The 24,664-nt window shown below is 56.1% G+C and carries 28 protein-coding genes and 3 pseudogenes; 22 read left to right on the forward strand and 9 right to left on the reverse strand.

Translation table 11 applies throughout. The annotated features are described in order from the left end of the window. The first annotated feature begins 234 nt into the window (after positions 1-234). The 4 genes from ACP7E6_RS24085 to ACP7E6_RS24100 all read left to right on the forward strand — a co-directional run bounded on the left by ACP7E6_RS24085 (position 235) and on the right by ACP7E6_RS24100 (position 4,505). Entirely contained in the window at positions 235-486 is a 252-nt protein-coding gene (locus tag ACP7E6_RS24085) for a hypothetical protein (RefSeq protein ID WP_426232215.1), read from the forward strand. Between the two features lie 985 nt (positions 487-1,471). Further along, positions 1,472-1,771: a hypothetical protein gene (locus ACP7E6_RS24090; RefSeq protein ID WP_426232216.1), complete on the forward strand. Its 300-nt coding sequence runs from the start codon at positions 1,472-1,474 to the stop codon at positions 1,769-1,771. A 246-nt stretch (positions 1,772-2,017) separates the two neighbouring features. Continuing rightward, positions 2,018-2,287 carry a DUF6894 family protein gene (locus ACP7E6_RS24095; protein ID WP_426232217.1) on the forward strand — a complete coding sequence of 90 codons (270 nt, stop codon included), beginning with the start codon at positions 2,018-2,020 and terminating at the stop codon, positions 2,285-2,287. Positions 2,288-3,197: 910 nt separating this feature from the next. Continuing rightward, positions 3,198-4,505 carry a GGDEF domain-containing protein gene (locus tag ACP7E6_RS24100; protein ID WP_426232218.1) on the forward strand — a complete coding sequence of 436 codons (1,308 nt, stop codon included), beginning with the start codon at positions 3,198-3,200 and terminating at the stop codon, positions 4,503-4,505. Between the two features lie 556 nt (positions 4,506-5,061). Here the strand turns inward: ACP7E6_RS24100 and ACP7E6_RS24105 are convergent. Then, positions 5,062-6,110: pseudogene (locus ACP7E6_RS24105) on the reverse strand (ISL3 family transposase); the annotation flags it as partial. Between the two features lie 119 nt (positions 6,111-6,229). Here ACP7E6_RS24105 and ACP7E6_RS24110 point away from each other — a divergent pair. Together ACP7E6_RS24110 and ACP7E6_RS24115 are read left to right on the forward strand one after the other, a co-directional pair. Then, positions 6,230-6,328, forward strand: a pseudogene (locus ACP7E6_RS24110) (RNA polymerase sigma factor); the annotation flags it as partial. 617 nt (positions 6,329-6,945) lie between these two features. After that, positions 6,946-7,233 (forward strand): DUF2934 domain-containing protein, encoded by a 288-nt coding sequence (locus ACP7E6_RS24115; RefSeq protein WP_426232219.1) that lies wholly within the window; start codon positions 6,946-6,948, stop codon positions 7,231-7,233. Between the two features lie 677 nt (positions 7,234-7,910). Here the strand turns inward: ACP7E6_RS24115 and ACP7E6_RS24120 are convergent. After that, positions 7,911-8,165, reverse strand: a complete 255-nt coding sequence (locus tag ACP7E6_RS24120) for a hypothetical protein (RefSeq protein ID WP_426232220.1) — start codon at positions 8,163-8,165, stop codon at positions 7,911-7,913. A 236-nt stretch (positions 8,166-8,401) separates the two neighbouring features. Here ACP7E6_RS24120 and ACP7E6_RS24125 point away from each other — a divergent pair, with 236 nt between their 5' ends. From ACP7E6_RS24125 to ACP7E6_RS24160, 8 genes are all read left to right on the forward strand, one after another. Beyond that, entirely contained in the window at positions 8,402-8,623 is a 222-nt protein-coding gene (locus tag ACP7E6_RS24125) for a DUF982 domain-containing protein (protein ID WP_426232221.1), read from the forward strand. 61 nt (positions 8,624-8,684) lie between these two features. Beyond that, positions 8,685-8,930: a DUF982 domain-containing protein gene (locus ACP7E6_RS24130; RefSeq protein ID WP_426232267.1), complete on the forward strand. Its 246-nt coding sequence runs from the start codon at positions 8,685-8,687 to the stop codon at positions 8,928-8,930. A gap of 559 nt (positions 8,931-9,489) precedes the next feature. Next, positions 9,490-9,816, forward strand: a complete 327-nt coding sequence (locus ACP7E6_RS24135) for a hypothetical protein (protein ID WP_426232222.1) — start codon at positions 9,490-9,492, stop codon at positions 9,814-9,816. 186 nt (positions 9,817-10,002) lie between these two features. Next, positions 10,003-10,954, forward strand: a protein-coding gene (locus ACP7E6_RS24140; RefSeq protein ID WP_426232223.1) for an IS630 family transposase whose coding sequence is annotated in 2 segments (ribosomal slippage) — positions 10,003-10,338 and positions 10,340-10,954 — 951 coding nt in all. Because the reading frame shifts where the segments join, the coding sequence is not laid out codon by codon here. A gap of 627 nt (positions 10,955-11,581) precedes the next feature. Then, a complete protein-coding gene (locus ACP7E6_RS24145) occupies positions 11,582-11,833 on the forward strand; it encodes a hypothetical protein (protein ID WP_426232224.1) in 252 nt (83 codons plus the stop codon). A 220-nt stretch (positions 11,834-12,053) separates the two neighbouring features. Beyond that, positions 12,054-12,200: a hypothetical protein gene (locus tag ACP7E6_RS24150; RefSeq protein WP_426232225.1), complete on the forward strand. Its 147-nt coding sequence runs from the start codon at positions 12,054-12,056 to the stop codon at positions 12,198-12,200. 24 nt (positions 12,201-12,224) lie between these two features. Next, positions 12,225-12,437 (forward strand): hypothetical protein, encoded by a 213-nt coding sequence (locus tag ACP7E6_RS24155; RefSeq protein ID WP_426232226.1) that lies wholly within the window; start codon positions 12,225-12,227, stop codon positions 12,435-12,437. Positions 12,438-12,975: 538 nt separating this feature from the next. Further along, positions 12,976-13,308 (forward strand): response regulator, encoded by a 333-nt coding sequence (locus ACP7E6_RS24160; RefSeq protein ID WP_426232227.1) that lies wholly within the window; start codon positions 12,976-12,978, stop codon positions 13,306-13,308. 41 nt (positions 13,309-13,349) lie between these two features. On the opposite strand, the gene ACP7E6_RS24165 is transcribed toward ACP7E6_RS24160, so the two are convergent. After that, complete coding sequence (locus ACP7E6_RS24165) at positions 13,350-13,658, reverse strand: hypothetical protein (protein WP_426232228.1); 309 nt, start codon at positions 13,656-13,658, stop codon at positions 13,350-13,352. A 226-nt stretch (positions 13,659-13,884) separates the two neighbouring features. Here ACP7E6_RS24165 and ACP7E6_RS24170 point away from each other — a divergent pair, with 226 nt between their 5' ends. The 5 genes from ACP7E6_RS24170 (at position 13,885) to ACP7E6_RS24190 (ending at position 17,535) form a co-directional block, all read left to right on the forward strand. After that, complete coding sequence (locus ACP7E6_RS24170; protein ID WP_426232229.1) at positions 13,885-14,292, forward strand: response regulator; 408 nt, start codon at positions 13,885-13,887, stop codon at positions 14,290-14,292. Then, entirely contained in the window at positions 14,289-14,660 is a 372-nt protein-coding gene (locus ACP7E6_RS24175; RefSeq protein WP_426232230.1) for a hypothetical protein, read from the forward strand. The genes ACP7E6_RS24170 and ACP7E6_RS24175 overlap by 4 nt, the downstream gene beginning before the upstream one ends. A gap of 1,166 nt (positions 14,661-15,826) precedes the next feature. Beyond that, positions 15,827-16,243 carry a DUF983 domain-containing protein gene (locus ACP7E6_RS24180; protein WP_426232268.1) on the forward strand — a complete coding sequence of 139 codons (417 nt, stop codon included), beginning with the start codon at positions 15,827-15,829 and terminating at the stop codon, positions 16,241-16,243. A 330-nt stretch (positions 16,244-16,573) separates the two neighbouring features. Beyond that, positions 16,574-16,768 (forward strand): general stress protein, encoded by a 195-nt coding sequence (locus ACP7E6_RS24185; RefSeq protein WP_426232231.1) that lies wholly within the window; start codon positions 16,574-16,576, stop codon positions 16,766-16,768. A gap of 269 nt (positions 16,769-17,037) precedes the next feature. Further along, positions 17,038-17,535, forward strand: coding sequence for a sigma-70 family RNA polymerase sigma factor (locus ACP7E6_RS24190; RefSeq protein WP_426232232.1), 498 nt, complete (start codon positions 17,038-17,040; stop codon positions 17,533-17,535). Between the two features lie 212 nt (positions 17,536-17,747). Here ACP7E6_RS24190 and ACP7E6_RS24195 read toward each other — a convergent pair whose 3' ends face one another. The 3 genes from ACP7E6_RS24195 to ACP7E6_RS24205 form a co-directional block, all read right to left on the reverse strand. Continuing rightward, positions 17,748-18,167 carry a 4-alpha-glucanotransferase gene (locus tag ACP7E6_RS24195; protein ID WP_426232233.1) on the reverse strand — a complete coding sequence of 140 codons (420 nt, stop codon included), beginning with the start codon at positions 18,165-18,167 and terminating at the stop codon, positions 17,748-17,750. After that, complete coding sequence (locus tag ACP7E6_RS24200; protein WP_426232234.1) at positions 18,152-18,403, reverse strand: chemotaxis protein CheB; 252 nt, start codon at positions 18,401-18,403, stop codon at positions 18,152-18,154. The genes ACP7E6_RS24195 and ACP7E6_RS24200 overlap by 16 nt, the downstream gene beginning before the upstream one ends. 133 nt (positions 18,404-18,536) lie before the next feature. Beyond that, positions 18,537-18,725 carry a hypothetical protein gene (locus ACP7E6_RS24205; protein WP_426232235.1) on the reverse strand — a complete coding sequence of 63 codons (189 nt, stop codon included), beginning with the start codon at positions 18,723-18,725 and terminating at the stop codon, positions 18,537-18,539. 239 nt (positions 18,726-18,964) lie between these two features. Between ACP7E6_RS24205 and ACP7E6_RS24210 the strand changes: the two genes are divergently transcribed. Next, the gene (locus ACP7E6_RS24210) at positions 18,965-19,117 is read left to right on the forward strand and encodes a hypothetical protein (protein WP_426232236.1); all 153 of its coding nucleotides are present in this window, start codon (positions 18,965-18,967) and stop codon (positions 19,115-19,117) included. Then, positions 19,114-19,417, forward strand: a pseudogene (locus ACP7E6_RS24215) (methyl-accepting chemotaxis protein); the annotation flags it as partial. The gene ACP7E6_RS24210 and the pseudogene ACP7E6_RS24215, both read left to right, overlap by 4 nt. 201 nt (positions 19,418-19,618) lie before the next feature. On the opposite strand, the gene ACP7E6_RS24220 reads toward ACP7E6_RS24215, so the two are convergent. The 3 genes from ACP7E6_RS24220 to ACP7E6_RS24230 all read right to left on the reverse strand — a co-directional run bounded on the left by ACP7E6_RS24220 (position 19,619) and on the right by ACP7E6_RS24230 (position 23,291). Beyond that, positions 19,619-20,743 (reverse strand): NAD(P)/FAD-dependent oxidoreductase, encoded by a 1,125-nt coding sequence (locus ACP7E6_RS24220; RefSeq protein ID WP_426232237.1) that lies wholly within the window; start codon positions 20,741-20,743, stop codon positions 19,619-19,621. Positions 20,744-20,834: 91 nt separating this feature from the next. Next, the gene (locus tag ACP7E6_RS24225; RefSeq protein WP_426232238.1) at positions 20,835-22,358 is read right to left on the reverse strand and encodes an amino acid ABC transporter permease/ATP-binding protein; all 1,524 of its coding nucleotides are present in this window, start codon (positions 22,356-22,358) and stop codon (positions 20,835-20,837) included. Between the two features lie 96 nt (positions 22,359-22,454). Beyond that, entirely contained in the window at positions 22,455-23,291 is an 837-nt protein-coding gene (locus ACP7E6_RS24230; protein ID WP_426232239.1) for an ABC transporter substrate-binding protein, read from the reverse strand. A gap of 242 nt (positions 23,292-23,533) precedes the next feature. Here ACP7E6_RS24230 and ACP7E6_RS24235 point away from each other — a divergent pair, with 242 nt between their 5' ends. Beyond that, a complete protein-coding gene (locus ACP7E6_RS24235; protein ID WP_426232240.1) occupies positions 23,534-24,643 on the forward strand; it encodes a LacI family DNA-binding transcriptional regulator in 1,110 nt (369 codons plus the stop codon). The last annotated feature ends 21 nt before the right edge of the window (positions 24,644-24,664 follow it).

The raw sequence follows: 24,664 nt of genomic DNA on the forward strand, positions 1-24,664 counted from the left end.
CGTAAGCCCCATGGAGCGGAAGCGATTTACCCGCCAAAGATCGTGTCCGAAGCGAGCGAGCTTTTAAAACGCGTCAGGACTGGCAGTTCGTGGCACGCCTACGCTGCAGCCACCATCTCCCGGATGGGGAAGCGGTTCTGGTCAGGAATTCTCGCTAAAGCCCAATGAGAAACCGTTCCATATGCCCGCCGTGGGGTTTGTGCGGTCTGGGTTTTGAAAACGCAGGAGCCAACGATGACATACCCCATCCTGCCTTTCCTGGGCGTCACGCTTTCTCTCACATTCATTGCTGGAAGCGTCATGGCAATCCCCAATTTTGTGGCTGACGCCGAACCGGAAAAACTTGGCAACATCGAATTGCGTCTCTATGGCCTTCCCGGCCAGTGCCTATCGATCGCAGCAAGCAGAGCTTCGAACGCCTCCCGGCTCTCGTCGTTCAACAGCCGGAGACCGCCAGAACCAAACAAGGACCGCAGAGAATTGTGACCAGGGCGAGCCTTGCTCCCAGGGGGGTATACCGAACCGCACGGCATGGATCAGAGCGAGGCGGCATGACCAGTCCGCTGCAGGTCAGCGGTGGCGGTATCGGTCGAAGCTGAGAAATCGACCGCCGAGACCAGGGCGACATCAACGTTGGGCTCTCGCCGATCGGCCTCGGATGCAGGCGCCTCCGATCCCAACCCCGACACAACAATAACTTTAACCTCTGCTCAAGCAGCGACGGACACGCATCGCCAGGACCAACTGTGGTGGCTCTGCTGAACTCATTGACGTGAACAGCATTCACCAGTCGGATCTGTTGATACAACATCCCACGTCATCGTCGTTGATCCGGACCGCCAGGGAGAGCCCCCGCCTTGTTGGAGGCAACCGTCGCGAAACCGGCATAGCACGCGGTCTGGCCGTTGGTCAGATCGACGTCGACGCGCACGCCCCGTGCCGGAGCATTACAGGGAGCATTAAGTGCCGAGCGGAAACGCTTGGTCGACACGGGGCAAGAGCCGCCGAGGTTCTCGTTGCTGGACTTCGATTCGCCGCCGGAATTATCGCCGCCGAAGACCCCGCTTGTTGAGGTCGTCTGCCGGGCGAGCATAAAGCTGGGAGGGATAGGCCAGGTATTGCGGCGTGCCGTTGATGACCGGATCGACGGCTACCGTGGTTTTGGCTGCATCCTTCCGCTTTATTGTCTTATCGCGTAGACCGCCAAGCTTAACGTGCCTTAGCGCTCGCCTGATGGTGTGAAGTGGGTTCAAGTGTTTCCAGACCAGCTGTTGATGAGTTGTGATGATGGTGCAGCAATTTACAGACAAAGCCTTGCCCATTCGGAAAATGCAAAAGCGGGTGATGCAAAGAGATTTCGCTAAGCTTCGTTGCACACTCACATCTGAAGCGACATATTAGTAGACAGTAATTTAGTGGACAGTAATTTTGTTATTAATTTATCAATCGAATTAAAAGGAAGGTTTTTGACATGCCTGCATTTGACTGGTTCAAAGAAAGAAGCGAATTCAACTTGAACTATGCCAAGAAATTCTTGGACATCGCAAAAGAAACCTCGGCTAATGCAGTTGGCGCTGAAGAAAAAATGTTAGCAGAACAAGCCATTGAGGAAGCGGATATAGCGATACAACTACTCTCCGATGCAATCGCAACGGGCAATACAGACGAAGGGCAGGAATTAGAGCGGGAAGGCTTAGAAGCCATCCGGCAGTGTGAACTGCAGATTAAGCTTGCTGAAGACGCCAAAGCAAATTTCGCGAACAAACCCTAAGCCATAAAGCCGCACGGAAAAAAGAACCGGCAGACTGGTAGGGGATGTGACCAGTCTGCCGTGGGAAGGAACAAATGGCTCAAGTGAAGCCGCGCTTCATTACTTACGAAAACGATCAGCGAATCATTCGCGTCTAATCAATGATTGCGTATCCGTTGTTTACCACTTCTGGTGTGATTGGTTCATTAGCCATGCAACATTTCGCCGACGGGTCAAAGGTTTCATGGACGGAACCAAAGAACGGGAATGCGGGTGCCAAAACATGGTTGCAACAGGCGAAATGTGGAAATTGCACGAAGTGAAGCAATCATTGCCGCCCGAGAAATTGTAGCTGAACAGATTTCCTTCGGCGTGCAGGTCGGCGACCAAGCTTTTGAAGCCACCGACGAAGAAGGCTTCATCTTCTTCAGACTGGCTTTCCGAGACCTTTTGCACAGCCGAGACCACTTTTCGATTAGCCTCGGCACCCCTACGAACAATCTGTCCTCGGACAGTTCGTTGACACGGATGCACTAGCTCAAGCCTTGCCTAAGAGCTTCTGGAACGGCTGGCCGCTGATGTCAGTAAAATGTCTGGCACCGGTCATTCCGTGGCAGCCTTCGAGGTCTTCCGGCTCCCATTCCTGCGGTTTAAACGTCTCGATTCAAACTCATCGCGGGTGCAGGCATATGTGTACCTGCCCATGCGGCCAATGGCATCCATAAGCGGCTGATCGAATGGAGGTTGGACAGATCAACCGCATCCCTGCGTACGAACACCCCAACCACTTCACCGAAAGTGCGCGCCCATTAAACGTGCGCTTGAGAACGACCTCGCCGCATCCAAGCCGAGAAAACCCGCTGCCACGCAGCCCGCAGCTTGGTGAAAATTCGGAACATACCGTCGCTCTTGCGAGTTCACGCTGTGAAAGGAGCCGCAAATGTCTGGGATGTTGAATGATTCGAATATCTACTCGCTTGAGGCACTCGCAAGAAAACCCGGTTTTAGTGTTCAACAAGCCCGACATATCAATCGGTTAGGCGTAGTGAGAACGGAGATCAATAGCTTCTTGGCGTCTCATCGAGAACATGGGAGCATAGTTATCAGACTTCATCAGAACCATCGATGAGCTTCCCTTCGGGTGATTCGGGTCAACGATTGTCCCGGCCGGCTCCACTGGCGACACTCAGGCGAAAACTATGCTGTGATGGGAGATTTGCCGCGTAAGTCTCGTCAGCAAGCGGGGGGAGATTCAGATTGATAATTTGGCATCTTTCTTTTGGCTGGAGAGTGCGCAAGCATCTGTGGTTTAATGAGGGCCCGTCGCCCACCGGCGGAGTGGGCGTGAGCCTCGCCCTGACACACAGCGCCCTAAGGAAATCTGACCGTCAAATGCGCGGTGCCGGTGAGATCATGCATTGAATGTCGGGCTGTGCGAGGCTAACCGATGCATCCAATTTTTCGTTTAGGTTTAGCAAACCGTGTTGAGATGGAAGAGCAACCGATCAGAGCTTCTGGAGAACCCAAGGGCGCACCGCCGTACGACGCTCTCGAACGGCCCACTGCGGTCATCGGAGACGAGGTGGCGCGCCAACTTGGCGGCCGAACCCGAGACATCCATCTAAACAGCGAGCTCTCGCGTTTTTTCCAAGAGCGCTCCTGGCCTCAGACGTCTAAGATCATAAGGGCATGGATGATCTGGGTTATTGTTCTCGACGTCCTCACGCTATGTCTCAACGCATTCTTGCTACCTGCCGAGATTGTCGTGTCGATGCTTCTGCCGGCCGCGATCCTCCCACCCGCCGCCGTAACGGTCGCGATTTTTTTTCGCGAGCGAAGGGCTGTGCGGCTGCAGGCAACAGTCCTGCTAGTTGGCGTTTTCTTTATTCTGTTGTCCGTTGCTTTGGTGGGGATTGCTACGGGTGGTGAGTTTTACGAGCGGCATTTGACGATCATGCTTTTCGTCGCTGTGACCGCTATCGTCATTTTTCCGATTCCGCTCCGCTGGGCTATGGTGATCGGCGCGTATGCTGTCGGTCTTTACCTCGTGTTTCAGCTCGGAAACCCGGACATCCAGCCCGGAAGTGCAGTGGCAGGAACCCTGTTCTTCGCGAGCGGCATTGGTGCAACCTTGGTGGCGCGCCGAACAGCAACGATTTTCGCGCACAAAACATTCCTGCTGGAGTTGCGCGACCGCAGTCGCCTCGCCGATCTTTCTGATGCTAATGCCCGGCTCGAACTGCTTGCGCGAACGGATCCGTTGACGGGGGTCGCTAACAGACGCTCGATGATGGAGCGGCTTAAAAAATGTTGGAAAGCAGCAGAAAATTCAGGGGGCGCTGCGATTTTGATGTGCGACATTGACGATTTCAAGTGCCTGAATGATAGCCTTGGGCATGCGGAGGGCGACCGCAGCCTGGTGAAGGTTGCCGGAATAATCCAGAGCAGCCTGAGAGATGATCATGATCAGGTGGCCCGCTATGGAGGCGAAGAGTTTCTGGTCCTGCTCCCGGGCGCTGACAAACATGCTGCTTGTGCGGTAGCTGAAACCATCCGTAAACGGGTCGAGGCCGCGTCCCTCCCCAACCCTCTGTCTCGCGTGATGCCAATTGTGACGGTCAGCATCGGCGTGGCGATGACTATACAGTGTGGACGCATTTCCGCTGAACGCCTCCAGAGCCAAGCAGATCACGCACTGTACTTTGCCAAGAGTCAGGGGCGGAACCAGGTCGTTGCCACTGCAGAGACCGAATGACCAGCGACGAGGTGGTCGACTAACAGTCCGAGGCGCTGACTGTAATGGCCCGATAAGTATCCTTATACGACCGCCCACTCAACAAATTCGCGCGATATGTGTCCATTAAGAAAACTGTCGTTGAGCCGGCTTCCTACGCTGGTCGCCGAGGAAATGGTCGTTCCGCCCCTTCTGCGACCCCCCGGCACCCATGCTCCTGATAAGGCCGGCGGCGCTTCTGCATCATCGGGGCCGCCAATCCTGTCCAGGCCGGGATGGTCCGTTTGCTCTGTGGGCTCACCAATTCATAATAGATTGGAATGCGGCTACGGGGGTTGCTTGAAGGGCCTTGGTGACCTCAGGCGACTTCAAGGCGGCGGCAGGTCGAAGTCGAGACATCAACCACTAAGCCCAGAGCGACATCAACGTTTGGCGCTGCTTGATCGGTTTCGGATGCAGGCGCCTCCGATCCCAGCCCCGACACAACAATAATTGTAGCTCTTCGAAGCGCGCCTTGCAGAGCTGCTCCCGAGTGGCAACTCCAGAAGACCGACACGCATCGCCAGGACCAACTGTGATCCAGCTTGGCACGCCCATACATTTGCCTTTTAACGAGCTTCAGCTTGTTGATCTGTCCTTCGACCTGGCCGTTCGACCAAGGTTCGGTGATGGCGGCCGACACCGCTGCCTTTTCTTGGGGGGCGAAAAGACTGTCGCGCGCATCAGCGATCCACGGGTCGAGTTCTGTCCTGCCCTTCCTTCGGATCATTGTCTGGAACCGATCAATTAGATTGCGGGCTTGGATCAAGGCGGGAACGCCGGCTTCTATGGCCGCAATGGTGATTGTGTCAGCTTTACTCAGTTTATCGCGAGCAGTTGTCATCAATCGGGCAATCGTTCTGGCGGATGGCACTTTTTGAAGTTGCTGATCGCAGACCCGCTCAGACCGCCGTCGCCTTGCGGCCCACTCCCCGACGACACGAGAACAACCACGGAAGCCTTTGCACTTTAGCTGTCGCCAGAGTTCAGCGCCGTTGTGCTGCCCAGATCCCCAGAGTTGATCTAACAGCGGCAGATAGGCCTCAAGGGAGCTTTGTCTGACACGGAACACATCAGTTCTGTGACCGCGGACGATCTGGCGAACTGTTCCGCTGCTATAGCCGGTTTGTCGCACGATTTCCTTTATGGAACGCCATCGGAGGAGCTTGGTGATTGTCGAATTCACGTCCTCACGCCGCAGATAGCTGTCATATTGCAGTCGTTCAGCGCAAGTGAGTAGCGCAGGATTGATCGTCGCAGCACCAATCGCGGTACGGATCGCTCGCATGGATTTGCGCACGACGTCGAGGAACGCCGCGCTGGCGTTCTCATCAAATGCCAACGATCTGCGACCTGCATGGCATGGGGTAAAGCCTTGGCGGCAGCTTCACGATAGCCGCCGCCTCGATCGCAGGAAACAATCGCTATTTCGGGGTGCTGAGCAAGGAACGTCGAAACTGTCGCGATCTCCCGATCGGGCAGAAGTTTGATAATCCTTCGCTTCTCAAGATGACATACGACGGTGCCATAGCGGTGATTGCGGCGGAAAGCCCAATCGTCAACGCCGACGACGTTTAGAGCATCATCCGGCGCCATGGATTTTGCTGATTCCTTTCTGATAACCGCGCCAGTTTCGACCGCGAAATCATTAAATATGAGTCAGACCCAACATTCCATGCTAAAACACACTCCTCGAGCATGTTCCCTCTTTGCGGAACTTTGCGCGACGGTTTCACTCTTCGCCGAGCGTCATCGACGACCTCGTGCAGGAAACATTGGTAAAAGGCATTTCCAACGCACACTAGGTTCCGGGGGGAACACAGTTGCGATCCTGGCTGTTCACAATCATGCGCAATACCTTCTGCACCAAGTTCGGCCTCAACAAACGAGAGCATGTTGGTCTTGCTGATGATGCGGCTTTACATCTCGGCGTCCCCGCTGTTCAGGAATGGCGGAGGCGGCCGTGGCCGAAGCTTGATCGATCACTGGGGAACATGATGGTATCGTTGTGTGGAAGCAGGCTGTGGACACGGCAGTTGGAGACTACCGACCCAAAACGATCGCGTTTAGAATTGGCCAGATCCCCGAAATCGGCTAATACAACCTAGCAGGCCCAGATGGAACCTTAATTTCCGGCTGCGAAGACCCCTTCAGCGCCGGTAAGCCTTTGCCATTATCAAGCGCGGGCAGCAGGACCATGGTTGCCCCGGCCGATGGCCTGTGGCGGCGTCTTCGCATGCGCGTTCCCCTTCAAAGGTCATAGGGCGCCTCCTCCCGCGCGCCTTCCGCGCGCTAGCTCATCTTGGCCGGCGGCTGGAAGCGAGGTGCTTTGACGGGTTAATTGATAGCCGACAGGCCCCGATGTCGATTCCATGGAACTCTGACTTGCTTCCCTGGTTCTTTACTGAAAAGAGGAGAAGTCATGATTGACCGTGAACGCATTAAAGAACGCGCCTACTCGTTGTGGGAAACTGAAGGAAACCCAGATGGTTGCCATGCCGAGCATTGGGTACGGGCGGAACAGGAAATTGACGTCGAGGATATGCAATCGCCTGCCCCCGATGCTCCACTACCTGTGATGTTTTCGGCCGCGATAGCTTTACCCGATCGATCCACGGCGAGTTGCGAGGCCCTGACTCTTACAGATGCCTGCTACTCCCATGGCCTCTACTGGATCATCGATGGAGCGCTTCGAAATGCTCGAAAGTAGGCCTGTTGAGGACGGCTGCGTGAGACTTTCCGCCATGCGAGGCGAGCATGAAAAATAGCTGTCTGTTCGTAGCTTTGGAATCCGGAGCTCTGTCGTTCCAGTTGTGTTTCCCAATCGCGTCGCGATAGCCGTCGAGGTGGGCGAGACGGAGCGCGCTCTTCCCGCTAACGCCAGACAGTTTCTCCGTGGCAACGCCGATCATATTGCGCAGAAATTCAATACGCAGCTCGGGGTAGCGGGCACGACATCCGTGTGACCCACGAGCTAAGTCGACCTGCCCTCCATCTGATCGCGTGATCTCCGGATCACCCGGCGCAGGCGGTTCTTCAACAAGAGCATTGGGGCAATTGATCTTCATCGACGAGACCTCGACCAATAGGAAGTTGACCAAGCGAACGGGATAGCCGCCAAGGGGAAAGCGCTATCGTAGCCATGCACCGTTCGGCTCGTGGAAGACCCAGACCTTCATTGCCGGCCTGCGCTGAAATAGTTTGACGGCACCGTGGATCGTTAACAAGGCCATGAACGGCAAGATCTTCGAAACCTGGGTCGAAACCAAGCTCGCACCGACCCTGTCGCCGGGCGACGTCGTGATCCTCGACAATGTCGCCTTCCACAAAAGCCGAGAGCCGAGGAACTGGTCAAGGCTAAGGCGCCTGGCTTCTCTTCATGCCGCCCTATTCGATCAGGTCCTCAAAGTCCCCGATGCCCCAATTGCGCCCGGACCGCAATTCGTAGAGTTGCAGACTGATACCCCAGACGCGCGCCCTTTCGAGGATATTCGGCATGTACGATTTGGGTATGACCTTTGGTGGCTGCTTTTTGAGAGGCGCTTGGCCCGATTTTTCATCCACGCCCAACGCGGCAAAAACCTTCCACTTCGTCTCGTCGGCAATTGGTACTTCCGCCTTGTCGGGGGACGGCCGTGTCAAGGCTGATCCCATGTTGTGTGGCTAGCCGGTCGAGATGCAAACCCATGGCGGTCTCACTTCCAACGTCAGATCTGCGGACATTAAGTTCGAACGGGACTGATGCTCGAACACACGGACCACACGAGCGGCCCACTCCTCTCTCCACCCCGAAGCGCTTTTCCAGTCTGGCACGATTGGCGGCGCGGCGGCCGATGGTTCCGGTTATCGTAATCTGTCGGAATGTTTGGGTCCGTTGCGTGGTTCCGGACATCCATATCAATCCCATTGACTATACCAGTCAGATTCTCGCGCCGCGTCGACGAGATACCCTAGAGGCTCATTCCAAAATCCTCGGTGAGGATTTCGCGCGCGTACAGAGCGCGCAGTCTTGCCGCGCTGCGATCGCAGGGCGCAAGGATGCCGAGGAGGCCCGCGAGATATTCATTGTCGCCGCGAAGGAAGCGAACCTTTTACATTGACTATGGTGCGGCGCTCGCCTCGCGTTGTCGCAGATGTGGAGTATCGATGACTATTTCTTGGATGAATCCCGTTGGGTTACAGTTCCCTGAGAGTGGCAAGGTACTTGTAGGAGGACCGCAAGACGCCTTGGACTACCTGTTAACGATTTGGCCGACGGAAGGCAGCGCGCTGTATCAAAAATGTAGGGTGGTCTGCATGGAAGCCCTAGAAGGAGTTTTGCCGATCGAAGAAGCGCGTATGATTTTTCGATCGGCTGCGGAGGAGGCCGGTATTGCCTCGTCTGGAAGTGATCGATTGAGCTCGTAATGGAACTGGTGAATGGGATGACAACACTGTTTAGGAATCCCAAGTTCATCCAGTGAAACCCCCGGCCCAAGATGGCCAGTACGCAGCACGCGACTCTGATTGTGTCTTGGCGTTGGACGGTAAGGTTCAGCAACTAATCGAAGAAGCGTTTCGTGCGGGTTGGACGAGAGAAGAAACGGCGGCGGTATTATCTATAGTCGCGAAGCGCAACGCGACGGTCGTGTCAAATGTAAGCGAGGGACAGCCTTAGGGTGCCGCTGGAACAGCAGCGGGAACCGGTTATGACGAACCGCTCTCGGCTCAAAGAGTTTCTGCCTCATCAGCCCACAAAGTCCATTTAGCCCCGACATACCAGGCGATGGCCGCACGGGTTGCAGCTAGACGCGTAGCGCGACAACGAGATCACCGCGTCGGTTAATGACGAAATCTCCAGCCCTTCCTCTCAATGGCAGCTGCAATATCTCCACATCGGAACAAAAGACACCGCGGCCGGTTTAGTAGCGTTCAAGCCTGCGTCTAACGACCGAAGCGCAACCTCGTTCCAACACTAGGACTTCAAATGACAAATTATCCGGCTGATGAACCCGTCGTTTTTGAGGTGGCAACGCTGCGAACTGCTCTTCCGACATGGATAGTAAGCACCGTCGAATTGGTGGAACTTGCCGGAAATGCGGAGCGTGCTGCAAGAGTGGTCAATCCTGAAACCTTAGAGCGGTCGCGTAAGCTGATCGTAGAGGTCGCCGAATGGCAGCATAAATTGGGCGAGTGGCAAAAACAGCAGCTTGGACCGCGACTTATGGCCGAGCTGCGCATCCTCAAGGCGACATTGGACGCATCTATGGATGAGGCGAACGCAGCCGGAGCGAGGCTAAAGCTGTTTGACTAACCCATCTATTTTTATGAGTCTTAAAAATATGACACGTCAACAACTAGGAAGTATCCCCACGGTGACGGCCGTCTAGTGATGTGATGCCGAACATTGGAAGTCCTAAAGCAGGTTGCGGTTTACCTGATTCAGGATTCTCAAAGTTGGTGATTTGTGATTCACTTGGCCCGTGGAAGGAGAACGACCATGGGCAAGCCGCATCCGATCGAGTTGCGTGGGCGTGTTGTTGCGTTTGTTGAGGAGGGTAATAGTCATCGGGAAGCCGCCCGACATTTCCGGGTTTCGCCGAGATTTGTGAACAATATGGTGATCCTGAAGCGGGCGTCCGGTGCGCTTGCGCCTGCCCGGCAGGGGCATCTGGGCGGCGGCAAGCTGACGGGACATGAAGAATGGGTTCGTTCACGCCTGGCAGAGAACGGCGATCTGACGCTGAACGAATTGTGCGTCGCTTTGGCAGGGCGTGGTGTCTTGGTCGATCGCTCGACAGTCAGCCGTCTTCTGCATCGGCTGGGGCTCAGCCATAAAAAAAAGCCTGCAGGCAGCCGAGCAGTTGCGGCCGCAGATCGCCCGCGCGCGTGATCTCTGGATCACCCGGCGCAAGCGGTTCTTCAACAAAGCATTGGGGCAGTTGATCTTTATCGACGAGACCTCGACCAATACGAAGTTGACCAAGCGAACGGGATGGTCGCCAAGGGGAAAGCGCTATCGTACCCATGCACCGTTCGGCTCGTGGAAGACCCAGACCTTCATTGCCGGCCTGCGCTGCCATGGTTTGACGGCACCCTGGATCGTCAACAGGCCCATGAACGGCAAGATCTTCGAAACCTGGGTCGAAACCCAGCTCGCACCGAGCCTGTCGCCGGGCGACGTCGTGATCCTCGACAATGTCGCCTTCCACAAAAGCCGGAGAGCCGAGGAACTGGTCAAGGCCAAAGGCGCCTGGCTTCTCTTCCTGCCGCCCTATTCGCCGGACCTCAATCCCATCGAAATGGCCTTTTCCAAACTCAAGGCCCTGTTGCGAAAACGCGCAGCACGTACCTTTGATGCCCTCTCAAGCGCTCTCGGCGACATCTGCGATCTCTTCTCCATCACAGAATGCCAGAACTTCTTCAAAGCAGCAGGATATGAGGCGGAATAGATGCAAAGTGCTTTAGTGGTAGTACTAGGAGTAGTCCTATGACGAAGCAGCATATTGAGGTGATCACGTCGGTCGGGCGTCGGCGGCGCTGGGCGAAGATAAAGAACGGCTGGTCGCCGCGACGTTAGAGCCGGAAGCGGTTATCTCGGATGTGGCGCGCTCGGCCGGGATTCATGCCTATATTGTTGCTACAAAGTCCCTCGCGCTGCTGACCACGGATGTACTGGCAGCGGCGTGAGGTGATGACTTCAGGTCGGTCGCCTGGCTTCTACTCCAGCCCCTGAGATGCCCCTAACCTCTGCGCTTACGAAACGAGCTGCAGATAGGGATGTCGGGTTCGCCCCCCATTTAGCCAGCCAGAATTATACATTTATTACAGCCCAGTAAAAGCACTTGCAAAACCCCTAAATTAGTAGTGAAATATATGTACTCTTGGGAGAGAGGGTACTGCATTTCATATATTGCAAGCATGTATTGTGAGAGATATTGCGCCGCCATTCCTGCCGGGAGTGGCGGCTTTTTAACAGAGGAAGCAGTATTGTTCCCTCGATCGGGAGGGACGAACCATTGAGTTCCACCACAGATTTTATAGCCGAACTTATCCGTGCAGCAAACGGTCTCATAACGTTGGGCATTGATGAACGCCGACGATTGATCGATCGGGGTGTACGAATGGTGCGCGAGATGCGTGTCGAGTCCGGCGTTCGCCCGGGTCGCCGAGGACAAGATCCGCTTCGAGACATCGAGATAGCGGCGCTAATGGCGGAGGCCGCCGGAAACAATGATGACCTGAAGGGTGTTCTGCTCGACCTGGCAGAGATGATCCGCACGCTGAAAATCGTGCTTGATGCAAAGGGAGAGGTTTTGAAGGATCAGTGATGCTAAAGCGCCCTCGTGAGATCATCCTTATTGCGCTGATTTTCCTCGCCGTCGGCGTCGCCTTGATGCTGTTCATAGGCCCTATTTTGCGAATGCTCGGCTGGCCGTCTTGACTCTCCTTCAATCAAGAACATAATAAGAACGTCACTGGCGATGCGGCCGATAATCAACAAGTTATACACACGATTTCCACTGGTTACACACAGTGGCAGGAGAAGCCATGCCTACGATCAGGTCCCTCGCCTTCCACGATGGCGACGTGCGCGCGACGATCGGAACGTTGCTCGCAGACATCAAGTGTTTGAAACAGCAACTGGCCGTCACCCAGACCGGGATGAGCATCGGCTTCACCCGTGGTTGGCAGTAGAGCTTTGAACGGGACGTCCGGTGAATGAACCACGACGACAAGCTCAGGTTGGAACTCATGGAGATACTGCGAGGACTGGGGGGCGAAGCCACGAGCCTTTATGCTGTAGGCGTGCCAATGGTTGGAAAGGGTTTCGGGGAGCACGAGATCGTCAACGCTTTGATGGAGCTGGATCGAGAAAAAGTCATCGAATTACTTCCTGGGAATCAAATGCGAGTGTTGCAAGGCAGACGGTGATGACTGACGACAGTATGGTTCACCCGAATTCACCGGTCGTTTGGGAAGGAGCGGAGCCGCGGCGAAATCGAGTGGCGCTGCATCGAGCACCTAGCCAGCGACTATTGGGATGGGCGAGCGGTAACTCGCAACTGACATTGCGGTCAGCCACTAATCCTAGAGAGATGCAGTCGGTGTAACGCCTGTATACTCTGAAAGGTATCCAGAAGTCGCTCAGCCTCGACGGTCGAAATGCCCAAGTTTCTGAGACGCTGTATGAGCATATGCTGCTTCACAACAATGGTCTCACCACGGAGCACGTGACGTCTGACCATTTCGATTTCGGTTTCGATATCGGCGTCCATCCAAAAAGAATACGCCATGCTGACCAAACGACAAAATCTGGCGAATCTTCGATCGAGGAGGAAACAGCCGGTGCACGGAACATATTGGATTGTGGAACCCATTTGCGATCTGATGTATTTTGCTGATGAATGTATTGCTGTGAGGGAACATGACGGGGACTTCCCGCGGAACTACAGAGCGCAGGCGCTCCGTCTTGGTCGTTGAAGACGAATTGTTTATCGCGCTGCACCTGCAAGACGTCCTCGAAAAAGGCGGGTTTCGGGTGCTTGGCCCGGTTGGTTCAGTATCGCAGGCGATTGACTTGATTGACAACGAACGCCCCGATGCCGCGGTATTGGATGTCAATCTAGGTCCTGAAAACGCTGCTCCGGTCGCATTCCACCTTAAGGAGCTAGGAGTGCCGTATGTCCTAGCTTCGGCGAGGGACACACGCGGGCTGGCTTGGCATCCCCTCCTTGCTGACGTCGTAAACCTTGGAAAGCCAACTGATCCCGAGCGTCTCATCGACGCGATACGAGCCCTGTAGCAAGCCGGACCTCCGATGCCGCGATCGGCTTCGCAGAAGTTTTAGATTGAACGAAGATGTGGTGCTGACCCTAATTCATCGATGCTGGGTAGCCCAGAAGGTTTAGGCACTCTTCCGTGAGCTGCCGAGCATTCGCTTCGTCCATTATCAGGCGAACCTGATTTCGATCCGTCTGGATCGTCAGCATGCCCAAGTCCGGCGTCTCCGAAATCATCACAATGCTTGATCGCAGAACTTTTACGGCCTTGGGCTTTTTCTTCCAGAACATCGGGAGATTTTATCTGCCCTGAGAAATCCTTCAAGATCGTTTTTGCTTCCAACCGACGTATTCGTCGGAACAAAGCAGCCATACCTTAGTTCCGTATTCGCCGGTGCCCCTCCTCGGCACAAGGTCAACTTCGCCCCGCTTTTGCGGGGTCATCAGCACCGCAGTGGCCCATTTGAAACGTGGGGATTCAATTAGTCTCTTGAGTGGTTGTGGTGTATTATTGACCATACCGGTCCCACTACATCCCTTTCTCGGCTGTGACTGTTTAAGAGACAATCTGCTCTTGCCCACCCTATTGGAGCAGAGCCATGCCTCATCACGAGCGATTAAATATTAATGAAGCCAATGCTAATCTTATCCTGATTGTTGAGGATAAGCCGATGATCGCGATGGACTTCGAACAAATACTTAAAAACGCGGGTTTTACGACCCACATTTGTTATTCCTGCTCGGAGGCGTCGGCTTGGCTCGCAGATCATTCCCCTGATGCAGCGATCCTGGACATCTGTCTGAAAGATGGATCCTGCACTGGGGTGGCATCGCGTCTCCACCAAGATTCCATCCCATTTATTGTCTGCTCTGGGTCTACCCAGGACGAAATCGATCCGATTTTCATTCGTGGAGTGTGGGTGAGTAAACCGTGCCAGCCCAAAATCCTGGTGAACGCAATCAAGAATTCGATTGCTGCGCTCGCATTGCGGGAGGCGATTGCATGACCAAAGTAAAAACCAACGGCCACGAGGTGAGCGCTTTAGCGCCTCCATGGAACAATTGGAGTTCGCCATGGTTCCCCGCGATAGGAGGAACCACGATGATCAATACCCCTAAACTTCCGGTCACCCACGAGGACCGACATCTACTCTGTCAGGAAGAGGTTGACGGATCTCTGCAGGTCATAATTGATCGTGCAACGACCAACGGGTGGGGCACTATGGAAACGATCGGCGCCATGGAGGAAGTCCTGAAAAATCTGCGGATTATGTACGCACACCAGCTTCATCCTGACGAGAACGAGGCGGACAATGGCGAGCGAAATGCCTTTATTCGCAGCCAAGAGGTGACAACTGCTCACGTTGAAGCCTAGCGATCGGGAGGATATGAAATGTCTGACGGTGATCAGGGACCTAACTGGTGGTTCGCCTGGTTGGGACATACTGACACTAACGTGGGAATGGCCCGATTTTTGGGAACCATCCTCGCCTATATTGTAGTAGTCGGACTTTTTATGGCGACGATATTGCTGTGATCGCGACCAATCAACAAGCCCACTCGCCGGTCAGGCAAGCGGGCTAATGGTCCGCCACTTTCGGCGGCAGAATATCATGATTCGCTAAACTGCGCGTGGCCTTGGCTTGCTGGCCAGGTTCTCGACAACGCGGTCCACGCGTAGCGCCATGTGGTCGACGGCCGCTTGACGCCCTGTAGCGCTTCCATGATCATTTGGTGCTTTCGCGCATGCCGGCCTTGGTAATATAGGTCTCTGCGCAATAAGCCTGTGTTCGGCCAGCCGATTCAACGCAGACAGAGCCGAGGCCGCCGCTACGACCGTCGAAGCCTCTGATTTGCCCTTTTCGATCTCACCTTCCACGCGCCACCAGACGCCAGCAACAAGGCTCAGCAGACCAAAGAAGAATAGGATCTGCTCCCACGTAATCGCGCCGCTCATGGATCACCTCTCAGGCCTACAGCGCGCCACAACCACGTCACGCAGCGCCAGATGGCGGCGATAACAGGTCAACAGGCGTTTACGGTCGGAAATCCAGAGTTTTTCAAGCTGCGCCTGTGCCAACGCATTCGTGCCGAGATCGACTGGAAGGTCGCACCTCTGTAGTAGGGCGGAATCAATCGTGGCGATCTGCGGTCGAACCGCAGGACTAACGGATCGAGTTGATGCGGCGCACCCCGGCAGCGCTAACAGCAGGGCGGCCATCGTTCAGCGCAAGTGAGTAGCGCAGGGTTGATCGTCGTAGCACCCATTCGTATGGATTTGCGCAAGACGTCGAAGAACGCCGCGCTGGCGTTAACGTAGCGGCTATGAACACAATCTGACATTCGGTTGCATAAAGGGCAGGAACGTCGATCGGCGGCAGCCCGCGCTGAAACAATCCTCAACATCAATCCGGCCGCGATCAGGGACGACAGACGAAACTTGGCCGCCATGGTGCTGATCCCTTACTATCCATCTGACGGGAACCTCTTTCTTTGACCATGGTTCGCTTGATAGCGGCGCCACCAACTCAGCAGGATTTTATGCCGGAGAATAGCCAAACACCGTCAAATCCGGCCCTTACTGGGATCAGAGATCTCTGCCCCCGATGCCAACGGGGACTTCTGTTCGTCGGTTTGTTGAAGCTTGCCCCGAGATGCGACGCTTGCGGGCTGGATTATTCCTTCGCGGACCCCGCTGACGGACCGGCTTTCTTCGCGATGACCATCGTCGCAGTCCCGGCCTTGGCTTTCGCTTTGTGGTTCCAGTTTGCATATGAACCACGCCTACGGATGCATGTTTTCGTCACCGTTCCACTGACCTTGATGGGATCGCTACTACTGCTTCGACCGTTAAAGGGGTGGCTGGTGTGTTCTCAATATTTTTACAAGGCGGAGCAGGGCAGCATAGCTCTCGAATGGGATAATACTCACCAGGATAGACCTTCCAAGGAAAGTTGATACTCAATCGGTCATTCCCGCATCCCAGTAGAACGGACGACGGCGCCATGTGCCCGACCTCAGCGCACCTGAGGGCGCGTTCATGCCACTTCAGGCGATGGAGGCGGCTTATAGATACAACGTCGTGACGCATCGCCGATACCAGTCTTATCCCAGCGCGTGCGGTGACTCAAACCCGACATCCTTCGACAGAACACGTTTGCGCCGCACCCGTTGTGGGACGATGTCGAGCGAAGCTAGACCGAGCGTACGCTTCAGTACGAACATGAAACTCTTCGGGAATTCAAGGGTTGGGTGAACGGGGAATCAACCCCGAAGAGGAGAAATACAATGGCAAATCAGGGTGGAAATCAGTCCGGCGGCGACACGTCCAAGCGCGGCTTTGCGTCGATGGATGAGGACAAGCAGAAGGAAATTGCAAGCGAAGGCGGCAAAGCCTCCGGTGGCAATTTCAAAAACGATCCGGAACGTTCCTCGGAAGCCGGTAAAAAGGGTGGAGAAAACTCAAGCGGGGGTAACCTTTGATCTATCTGCGCGCGCGTTCTGAATGTTCGAAGGCTGGGCGTTGCTTGCCCGGCCTTCGTCATCTGGAAAATGCTCGCCGGCCAAACCACCTCGCTTGAGAGTTAACCCAAGAATGCGCGATTTGTTCATTGCGGCACTCCCTCTATTCAATTGCTCGGCTGCGACCGCCAGTGGGGCTTAGCTCCCGCCTTTCATCGCGATGTTCGTGAGGACCGGCGGAACGTTATCGCCTCTGGGAGGTTGGGAATGATCAAGGAGAGAGGACCCAAATGCAACAGGACCTGCTGACAGGCTTTTCAGAAAGCGAACTCCTTGAGCATGTTCCCTCTTTGCGGAACTTTGCGCGACGGTTTCACTCTTCGCCGAGCGACATCGACGACCTCGTGCAGGAAACCTTGGTAAAAGGCATTTCCAACGCACATAGGTTCCGGGGCGGAACACAGTTGCGATCCTGGCTGTTCACAATCATGCGCAATACCTTCTGCACCAAGTTCGGCCTCAACAAACGAGAGCATGTTGGTCTTGCTGATGATGCGGCTTTACATCTCGGCGTTCCCGCTGTTCAGGAATGGAGACTTCGTGGCCGCGAGCTGGAGGTGGCTCTTTCGACTCTTTCTCCGGACCACAGGTTGGCAATCGAGCTAATATTCATCGATTGCCTCAGTTACGAAGACGCCGCCCGAAAGTGTGGATGCGCCATTGGCACGATAAAAAGTCGTGTAAACCGCGCCCGTTATCAGCTCTGGACAGTCATCAACGGCGATTGAGGCCACAGTTAAGCTTGCTTTCGCCAACCGGCGCCCTGCTTCACACCGGTCGGCAGCCTGCAGTCAAACGGCATGTCGGAAGACTTCGGTCAAAATCCTGAAGCGGGGCTATATTCATGTCCGTTCGGGCGGCGTCTGCGATAAGTTCGGGCCAACGTCCCGGCGCGACAACGGTTTGACAATCGACGCACGGCGCATTTCAAAGTGGCGTGTCACACCCCCCCGGATCGCTCATGCCTCATTGCTTCAGAGATTTCGCGGACTAGCAACAAATCTTCCAAGTCTTCAATCGATACAGTTAGCTTAGGCTTCCAATTGGGATAGCTGTCGGTGGTACTAGGGGGGGCGCCTCTCTCCTGCGCGAGTTTCAGGACGCCTTCGTGTTGGCGTGCTTCGATGTGCGTCTCACTCACACCAGCAGGAACAATCCCATGTTCCGCGCGCGCCTTGCTATCGGCGCTTCGCCACCTGCCGGCCAAAGTCTGGTGGTCGTGCGTAGAAATACAGGCAAGCGACAGCCGGGGATAGGCATCCACAGGTTTGAAGCCATCGTCTTCCCGTTCATAGGAGAGGATACGGTAGGACAGGATCCGGGCTTCACCTGGATGCGCGGCAATCAAGTCGCTTGCCAAGCCGGGCCCTGCATAGTATTTCGCTCTCGGCAGCGTTTAGCGAGGCTCGGAACGATGGTGACGCCACCGGACCGCTTAAGGTCCGCTAGGCCAGTGGCTCCGTCGTTCAGCATGCCGGAGGGCAGAACGCCGATCGCCCCCCTGCGGATCGAAGCGGTACGACTGACGGCGATCAAGACCAGCAGGACCCCAGCCGCAAGGGGCGAAATCATCCCGGAACCAATGCGCGGCTTCATCGGAATCGGCTGAGAAAGCCGTTACTGGATTGCTCTAATTATAGGCCAAAAAGGCTCAAGCAGTATTGCAGTGACAGTAACGGCAGCCACCGCAATCGCGATTTTCGCGCTTGTTGTCATGCCGGCCTCCGAACTACGGGGCGTGATCAGTCACAGCATTTTCATCAATCGGGGACTTACCTGTGTAGGGGTTTGGATGAAGAATGAACTGGTAAGCGAGCCCCCCAAGAAACAGGGCAGCTAGCGCGATAATCAAGAGCGTGGCCTTGGTCATTTTGTTGCCTCCGGTGATCCAATATGTGGCCAGCAACTGATTGCTCAACAGGAAGTTCCTCAAGGCTTAAAATACCTCGTGGTACATATGTTATTTGCGTCCTCGAGAGACGCTCGGTGAAACACCAATATCCGGTTCATCGGATGGAGTTGTCCATAGTGGCCAATCATTGGGGCTAGCGCACTTGCCGGGCGAGTGATCGCGATATCGACAATGTCGTTGCGGGACGTCGTAGGATCCTCGGCGTTCCAAGCAATACCCAGCCCAATCCGATGCAGGCGGATATGATGCACGATGCCCTCCGCGCGGACGTACTTTCGGCGATGCTTGCGCAAGATCCAACCGCCGATATCGACTTCAAGGACGTCAAACCCGACTTGACCGAGCACATTTCATCCTTCCGCTCATCGCTCGCCGCCAACAAGGAACTGGCCGAGTAAAACTCGTTCGCGAGACCGGCGACGCCCTGAAAACCATCGAGAAGTATGTGGTCACTATCAACCAGCATATGGACGCCATTGCGACGTCTCGCGTGAGCAGTCGCTTGGGTTGGCGGAGGTGAATACGGCAGTGAACCAGATGGATCAAGTGACACAACAAAATGCGGCGATGGTCGAGGAAACCAATGCGGCAAGTGCAACGCTTGCCGACGAAAGCCGCAATTCCACGAGCTGATTTCGCAGTTCCAACTGGGTAACAGCCAACCCGCGCAAACCGTCAAACAGATGCGCGCCGCCTGATTGAATTTATGCGGTGTCACGGCCAGCAGCTTGGACCGCGTCTTATGGCCGAGCTGCGCGCCACAGACTGGTGATCGTCCCCTTAGCAAATCTGATCTAGGACCAAGGACGCGAGGGGCGCAGCCATGGGCGCCTCGTCCTCGGCGATGACGACCCAGCCGTAAGGCTGCCTCTCGAAGTTGACCCGGCCATCCCTTGTCCTCAGGAAAAGCGGTCCGGGCGGAACCGGGCGAGCAATGGATGCGCCGTGCCATTGGCGATTTCACCCGCAAGAAGTTCACCGGCAATGAGACCAAGAGTTGCCCCGCTGTGACTAAAAGCCACGTAGTAGCCCTTGATACCCTCCAACGCGCCAAACACCGGTTCGCCGTCACCGGGGATAGGTTTCGGGCCGACGCCATAGCTTGAAAATTCGAGCTTGGGATTGCCTTCAAGGATTTTTGAGGCTTCCGCGAGTAGTCCCTGTATCGTCGAATCCTTGATCTCGTAGGTCCCGTCCGCTTTGACGACGACCTCTTCTTCCGACCAAGCGGAATCGAGTGCCAATGCGCCATCCGGCGTCGGGCGGATCGCAACGCGGGGGGTGTTCAGCACGGCCTTCAGCGGCAGGTGAACGGGCTTGGTATGAACAAGCAACGCAATCGGGGTTGCGTCGGCGATATGCTGTCCGCTTTCGGCAACCATGGCCGGCACGGCGCCTCCGGTTGCCAAAAGAACCGCATCGGCGTCGAAACGTCGACCGCTGGTTGTTTCTACTCCAGTTGCACGGCCATCCTCGATCGTGACCGCGGCGCGGCCGGCATCGGTGACGACCTTTCCTCCACGCAAGGTGAACTCCGCAACAAGAATCTTAATCAGCGAAGGGAGGTCGACCCAGCCTTCGCCGGGATTGAAGATCGCACCCTGTGGCGTGACCGTGCTTGCATCAATCCCCGGCGTGACTGAAGCAATCTTGTCGGCGGATAGATGCAGCGCGTCGTAACCGAGATCCTGTTCATGGGCGAAAACGGCAGCGATCTCGTTGGACGCATCATCGGCATCCCAGGTCAGGCCGCCATCGAACCGAAGCCAGTCGGCATCCGGATATTTCACAGACAGCGTCCGGTAGCGATCGATGCCGACCATGCGCAACTGCTGATATTCCGGCGAGCGCTTGCGGGAACTGTTGAGCCAGGCGAGCGAACGTCCCGACGCGCCGCCAGCTAGCGGACCGTCGTTGACAAGCATGGTCGCGATGCCGCGCCGCGCAAGATGGACGGCGGTGGAAACCCCGAAGATGCCGCCACCGACGACGACGACCGTTGAGACGGAAGAAGATGATGCCATGATAGAATCTTTCACTGGATGGAAGTTTTGTATGTCTGACGGGGCTGACAATGCCAGCTCCATGAGTGCAACGAGCAGAAGAAGGCGCTGGCTACAGCACCTCGGCGAGGAAGTGTTTCAACCGGTCGCTTTGCGGATGATCGAAGATGGCGGCAGGCGTACCGGCCTCTATAACGCGCCCTTCATCCATGAAGACCACCTGATCGGCGACCTTACGGGCAAAGCCCATCTCATGCGTAACAATCACCATTGTCATGCCGCGCCGACCAAGGTCCGCCATGAGGTTTAGGACGCCCTTCACCAGTTCCGGATCGAGCGCGCTCGTCACCTCGTCGAACAGGATGACTTCCGGATCCATCGCAAGCGCCCGGGCGATCGCCACGCGCTGCTGCTGGCCGCCGGAAAGCCCGCCCGGACGATGATGAGCGCGGGCGGCTAGCCCGACATCGGCGAGCCGCGCTTCTGCAATCCGCTCAGCCTCCTGCTTCGCCATGCCCTTGATCTTGGTCAGCGACAGCATGACGTTTTCGAGCGCCGTGTGATCCGGGAACAAATTGAAATGCTGGAACACCATGCCGACCCTGCGGCGCAGTTTTTCCGGCCTCATTGCCAGGATGCTGTCGCCGTCGAGCAGCACGTCTCCACCCTTGGGTTCCACCAGCCTGTTGAGGCAGCGTAGCAGTGTCGATTTTCCGGAGCCTGACGGGCCTATGACGCAGGTGACGGTGCCCGGCTCGACCGTCAGATCGACACCCTTGAGCACCTGAAGCTCGCCATAGGCCATGTCGAGCTTTCTGATTGCCAGGCTGCCGCCCTTGAAGCCCAACTCTGCCGGCGCTTCGGCCACCGAAGGTGTACCGCCGGCGAGTTCGCTCACCTCGGCTAGGCCGCTGGTCACCGTGCTTGCCCTGTGTTTGCCCAGCCTCAATGTGTTGTCGATGTAGTTGACCACATGGGTCAAAGGCACGGTAATGACGAGATAGAACACGCCAGCGAGAAGAAGCGGCGAAAGATTGCCGGTCACGACGGCCTGATCCTGGCCAACGCGGAAAATTTCGCGCTCGGAAGCCAGAAGGCCGAGGAAATACACAAGGCTCGAATCCTTGACGTTGCCGATGAACTGGTTGACCAGCGCCGGCAGCACGCGCCGGATGCCTTGCGGGATGATGATCAGGCGCATGCCCTGCCCGTAGCTCATGCTTAGCGCCCGGCAGGCTTCCATCTGACCGCGCTCGACGCTTTGAATGCCGGATCGGAAGATCTCGCCGATATAGGCTCCGGCAATCAGGCTGAGTGCCAGGATACCAAGCGGATAAGGCGACGGCCCGAAGATCTCGCGACCCACGCGAGCGAACCCCTGCCCGATCAACAGAATTGTGACAATGGCCGGCAGGCCGCGAAAGATGTCCGTATAGATCCGCGCTGGAATACGCAGCCAGCGCGATGGCGAAATGCTCATGACGGCCAGCACCATGCCGAGAAGTACGCCCAGAACCGTGGAAGCAGCTGCCAGGATTAGCGTGTTCTTTAAGCCGATAGTGATCATGCTCGGCAGGACATCTGCCATTGCCTGCCAGTCGAGGAAGCTGCGGCGCAGGTTTTCAAGCCAGTTCATTCTGTCCCCTTTTCGATTTGCGCTAGCTGCCATTCGTTCTGCGGCATTTCAGCGTGTCGTTCGGCCACCGGCAAAGATCGCCGGCGGCCGTTGCGGTCACTTCTTGGGGAGATAGTCATCCGGCATCGGCGAACCCGGGAACCATTTTTCGTAAAGCGTCTTCCAGGTGCCATCCTGCATGGCGGCATGTAGCGCGGTGTTCAGCGCTCCACGCAGCTTATCGTTGCCTTTGCGCAGGACAAAGCCCGCGGGAGCGTCGAAGGACGGAATGTTCACCGCGATTTTCAGATCCGGGTAACGAACACTATATTCCTTTGCGGCCTCATAATCGAGGAAATGCGCATCGACGGTGCCGTTGTTCAGGCCCGAGACAGCCGAGTTGTTATCGGGAAACTTGACGAGATCCGAGCCGGTAAAGTTCTTCGCAGCATAGATTTCCTGCAGCGTACCCTGCACGACACCGAGACGCTTTCCTTTGAGGCCGGCCGCATCGGGGATCGCCTTATCGGCAGTCAACACCGAAAGATAACCGGCAAGATACCCATCGGAGAAATCGACCGTCTTCTTGCGCGCTTCCGTCGTGCCGATGGCGGCGACGGCGACGTCGAAACGTTCGTTGGCAACGGACGGCATCAGCGCCGAGAATTCCTGACCTGTAAAGATCACCTGTTCCGGCTTAAAGCCGAGGCGGCCCGCGACGTTCAGGAAAAACTCGATGTCGAAGCCTGTAAACGTCCCATCGGCCTGCGTGAACGCATAGGGCTTGGCATCACCCATCGTGCCAACGCTGATGACCTTGGCGTCGATCAGCCCATAGGGGTTGTCATCGGCGGCTACGGCCTGGGCACTGAAGCCTGCGCATGTAATCAAAAGAGCCATTGCACCGTTCCGGACCGGCGACATCAACAACTTGAGAATTCCTATCTTGCTCATGTCTTCTCTCCACTCTGAAAGATTGTTCTTTTTCGGTATTCAAGGGAAAACGGCGAATTTCCAAAGCCCTGTAGAGACGCCCCAGCGGCGGCGGCAGCAGGACGGACAAAGTCGGTAGCCGCATCGTTCCAAGCTTTATTCTTCCAAAAGAGACCGGTCTCATATTGCTTGAGACCGGTCTCAGTGATAATTGTTATCGTGACATTGACCTTCCGTCAACAACTCTTGTAGTCCTTGCCAAGATGAAAAAAACAACCACCAAATCCCGTTCCGTGACCGTCAGCGATGTAGCCAGACAGGCAAATGTCTCGAAGGCGACGGCAGCACGCGTACTCGGCGGCTACGGCACCGTCAGCGACAAGGTGCATGAAGACGTCTTGGCGGCGGCCAAAGCCCTGGACTACCGGCCAAATGAGCTCGCCCGCAGCATGACGACCGGCAAGTCCGGCATCATCGGCGTCGTGGTCGGCGATATTGAAAATCCCTTCTTCAGCCTTGCTGTGCGCGGCATCAGCGACGCGGCACGCGCCGCTGGGTTCAACGTCATCCTTGCCAATTCCAGCGAACAGATCGAAGTAGAAAAAGCAGCGGTCCGGCTGCTGATCGGCAAGCGCGTCGATGGGCTCATTGTTACACCATCGGAATCGCGCGATGTATCGCACCTACGCGACATCCATCGCTCGGGCAGGCCGCTCGCCCTGCTCGACCGCGCCCTGCCCGATCTGGATGTCGATACGGTCACAGTCGACGACCGCGACGTCGCCATGCGTGCTACCCGGATTCTCGTCGATGCTGGTCATCGCAATATCGCCTATGTCACCGCCGTCGATGCGGAGGGACATGAATTTCGCGATCTGACGCAGATCTACACTTCAACGGTGCGCGAGCGTATCGAGGGCTTTCTCGCAGTCTGCCACGATACGGGCATCACCGATCCGAACCGCCATGTCCGGCTCGGCGCGACCAGCCCCGAGGAGACGCGCCGGATCGCGACAAGGCTGCTCTCGCCGCCCGACCGGCCGACGGCCATCCTCGCCTCCGACAGCCTTATTGGGTTGGAGATCGTCAAAGTCATCCAAGCGCTTGGCCTGAGCATGCCTGAAGATATTTCGCTGATCACCTTCCACGACGCCGATTGGACGAGCGTCACCAGTCCACCGATCACCGTCGTCGATCAGCCGGTCTATGAGCTTGGCAAAAGTGTCGCGGAACTGCTGATTCGCCGCCTGAAGGGCGAAACGCGATCACCCGAACGGCTGGTATTACCAACATCGATCATCGAACGCGGCTCCGTTGGGCCACCTTCAAACAAGCTCGCCGGGAGCAGCCGAACGGAGCCATCCTCGGACTGAAAAGGCAGGCCGCTGGATCAG

Source organism: Pararhizobium sp. DWP3-4 (assembly GCF_049898205.1).
Taxonomy (GTDB): domain Bacteria; phylum Pseudomonadota; class Alphaproteobacteria; order Rhizobiales; family Rhizobiaceae; genus Pararhizobium.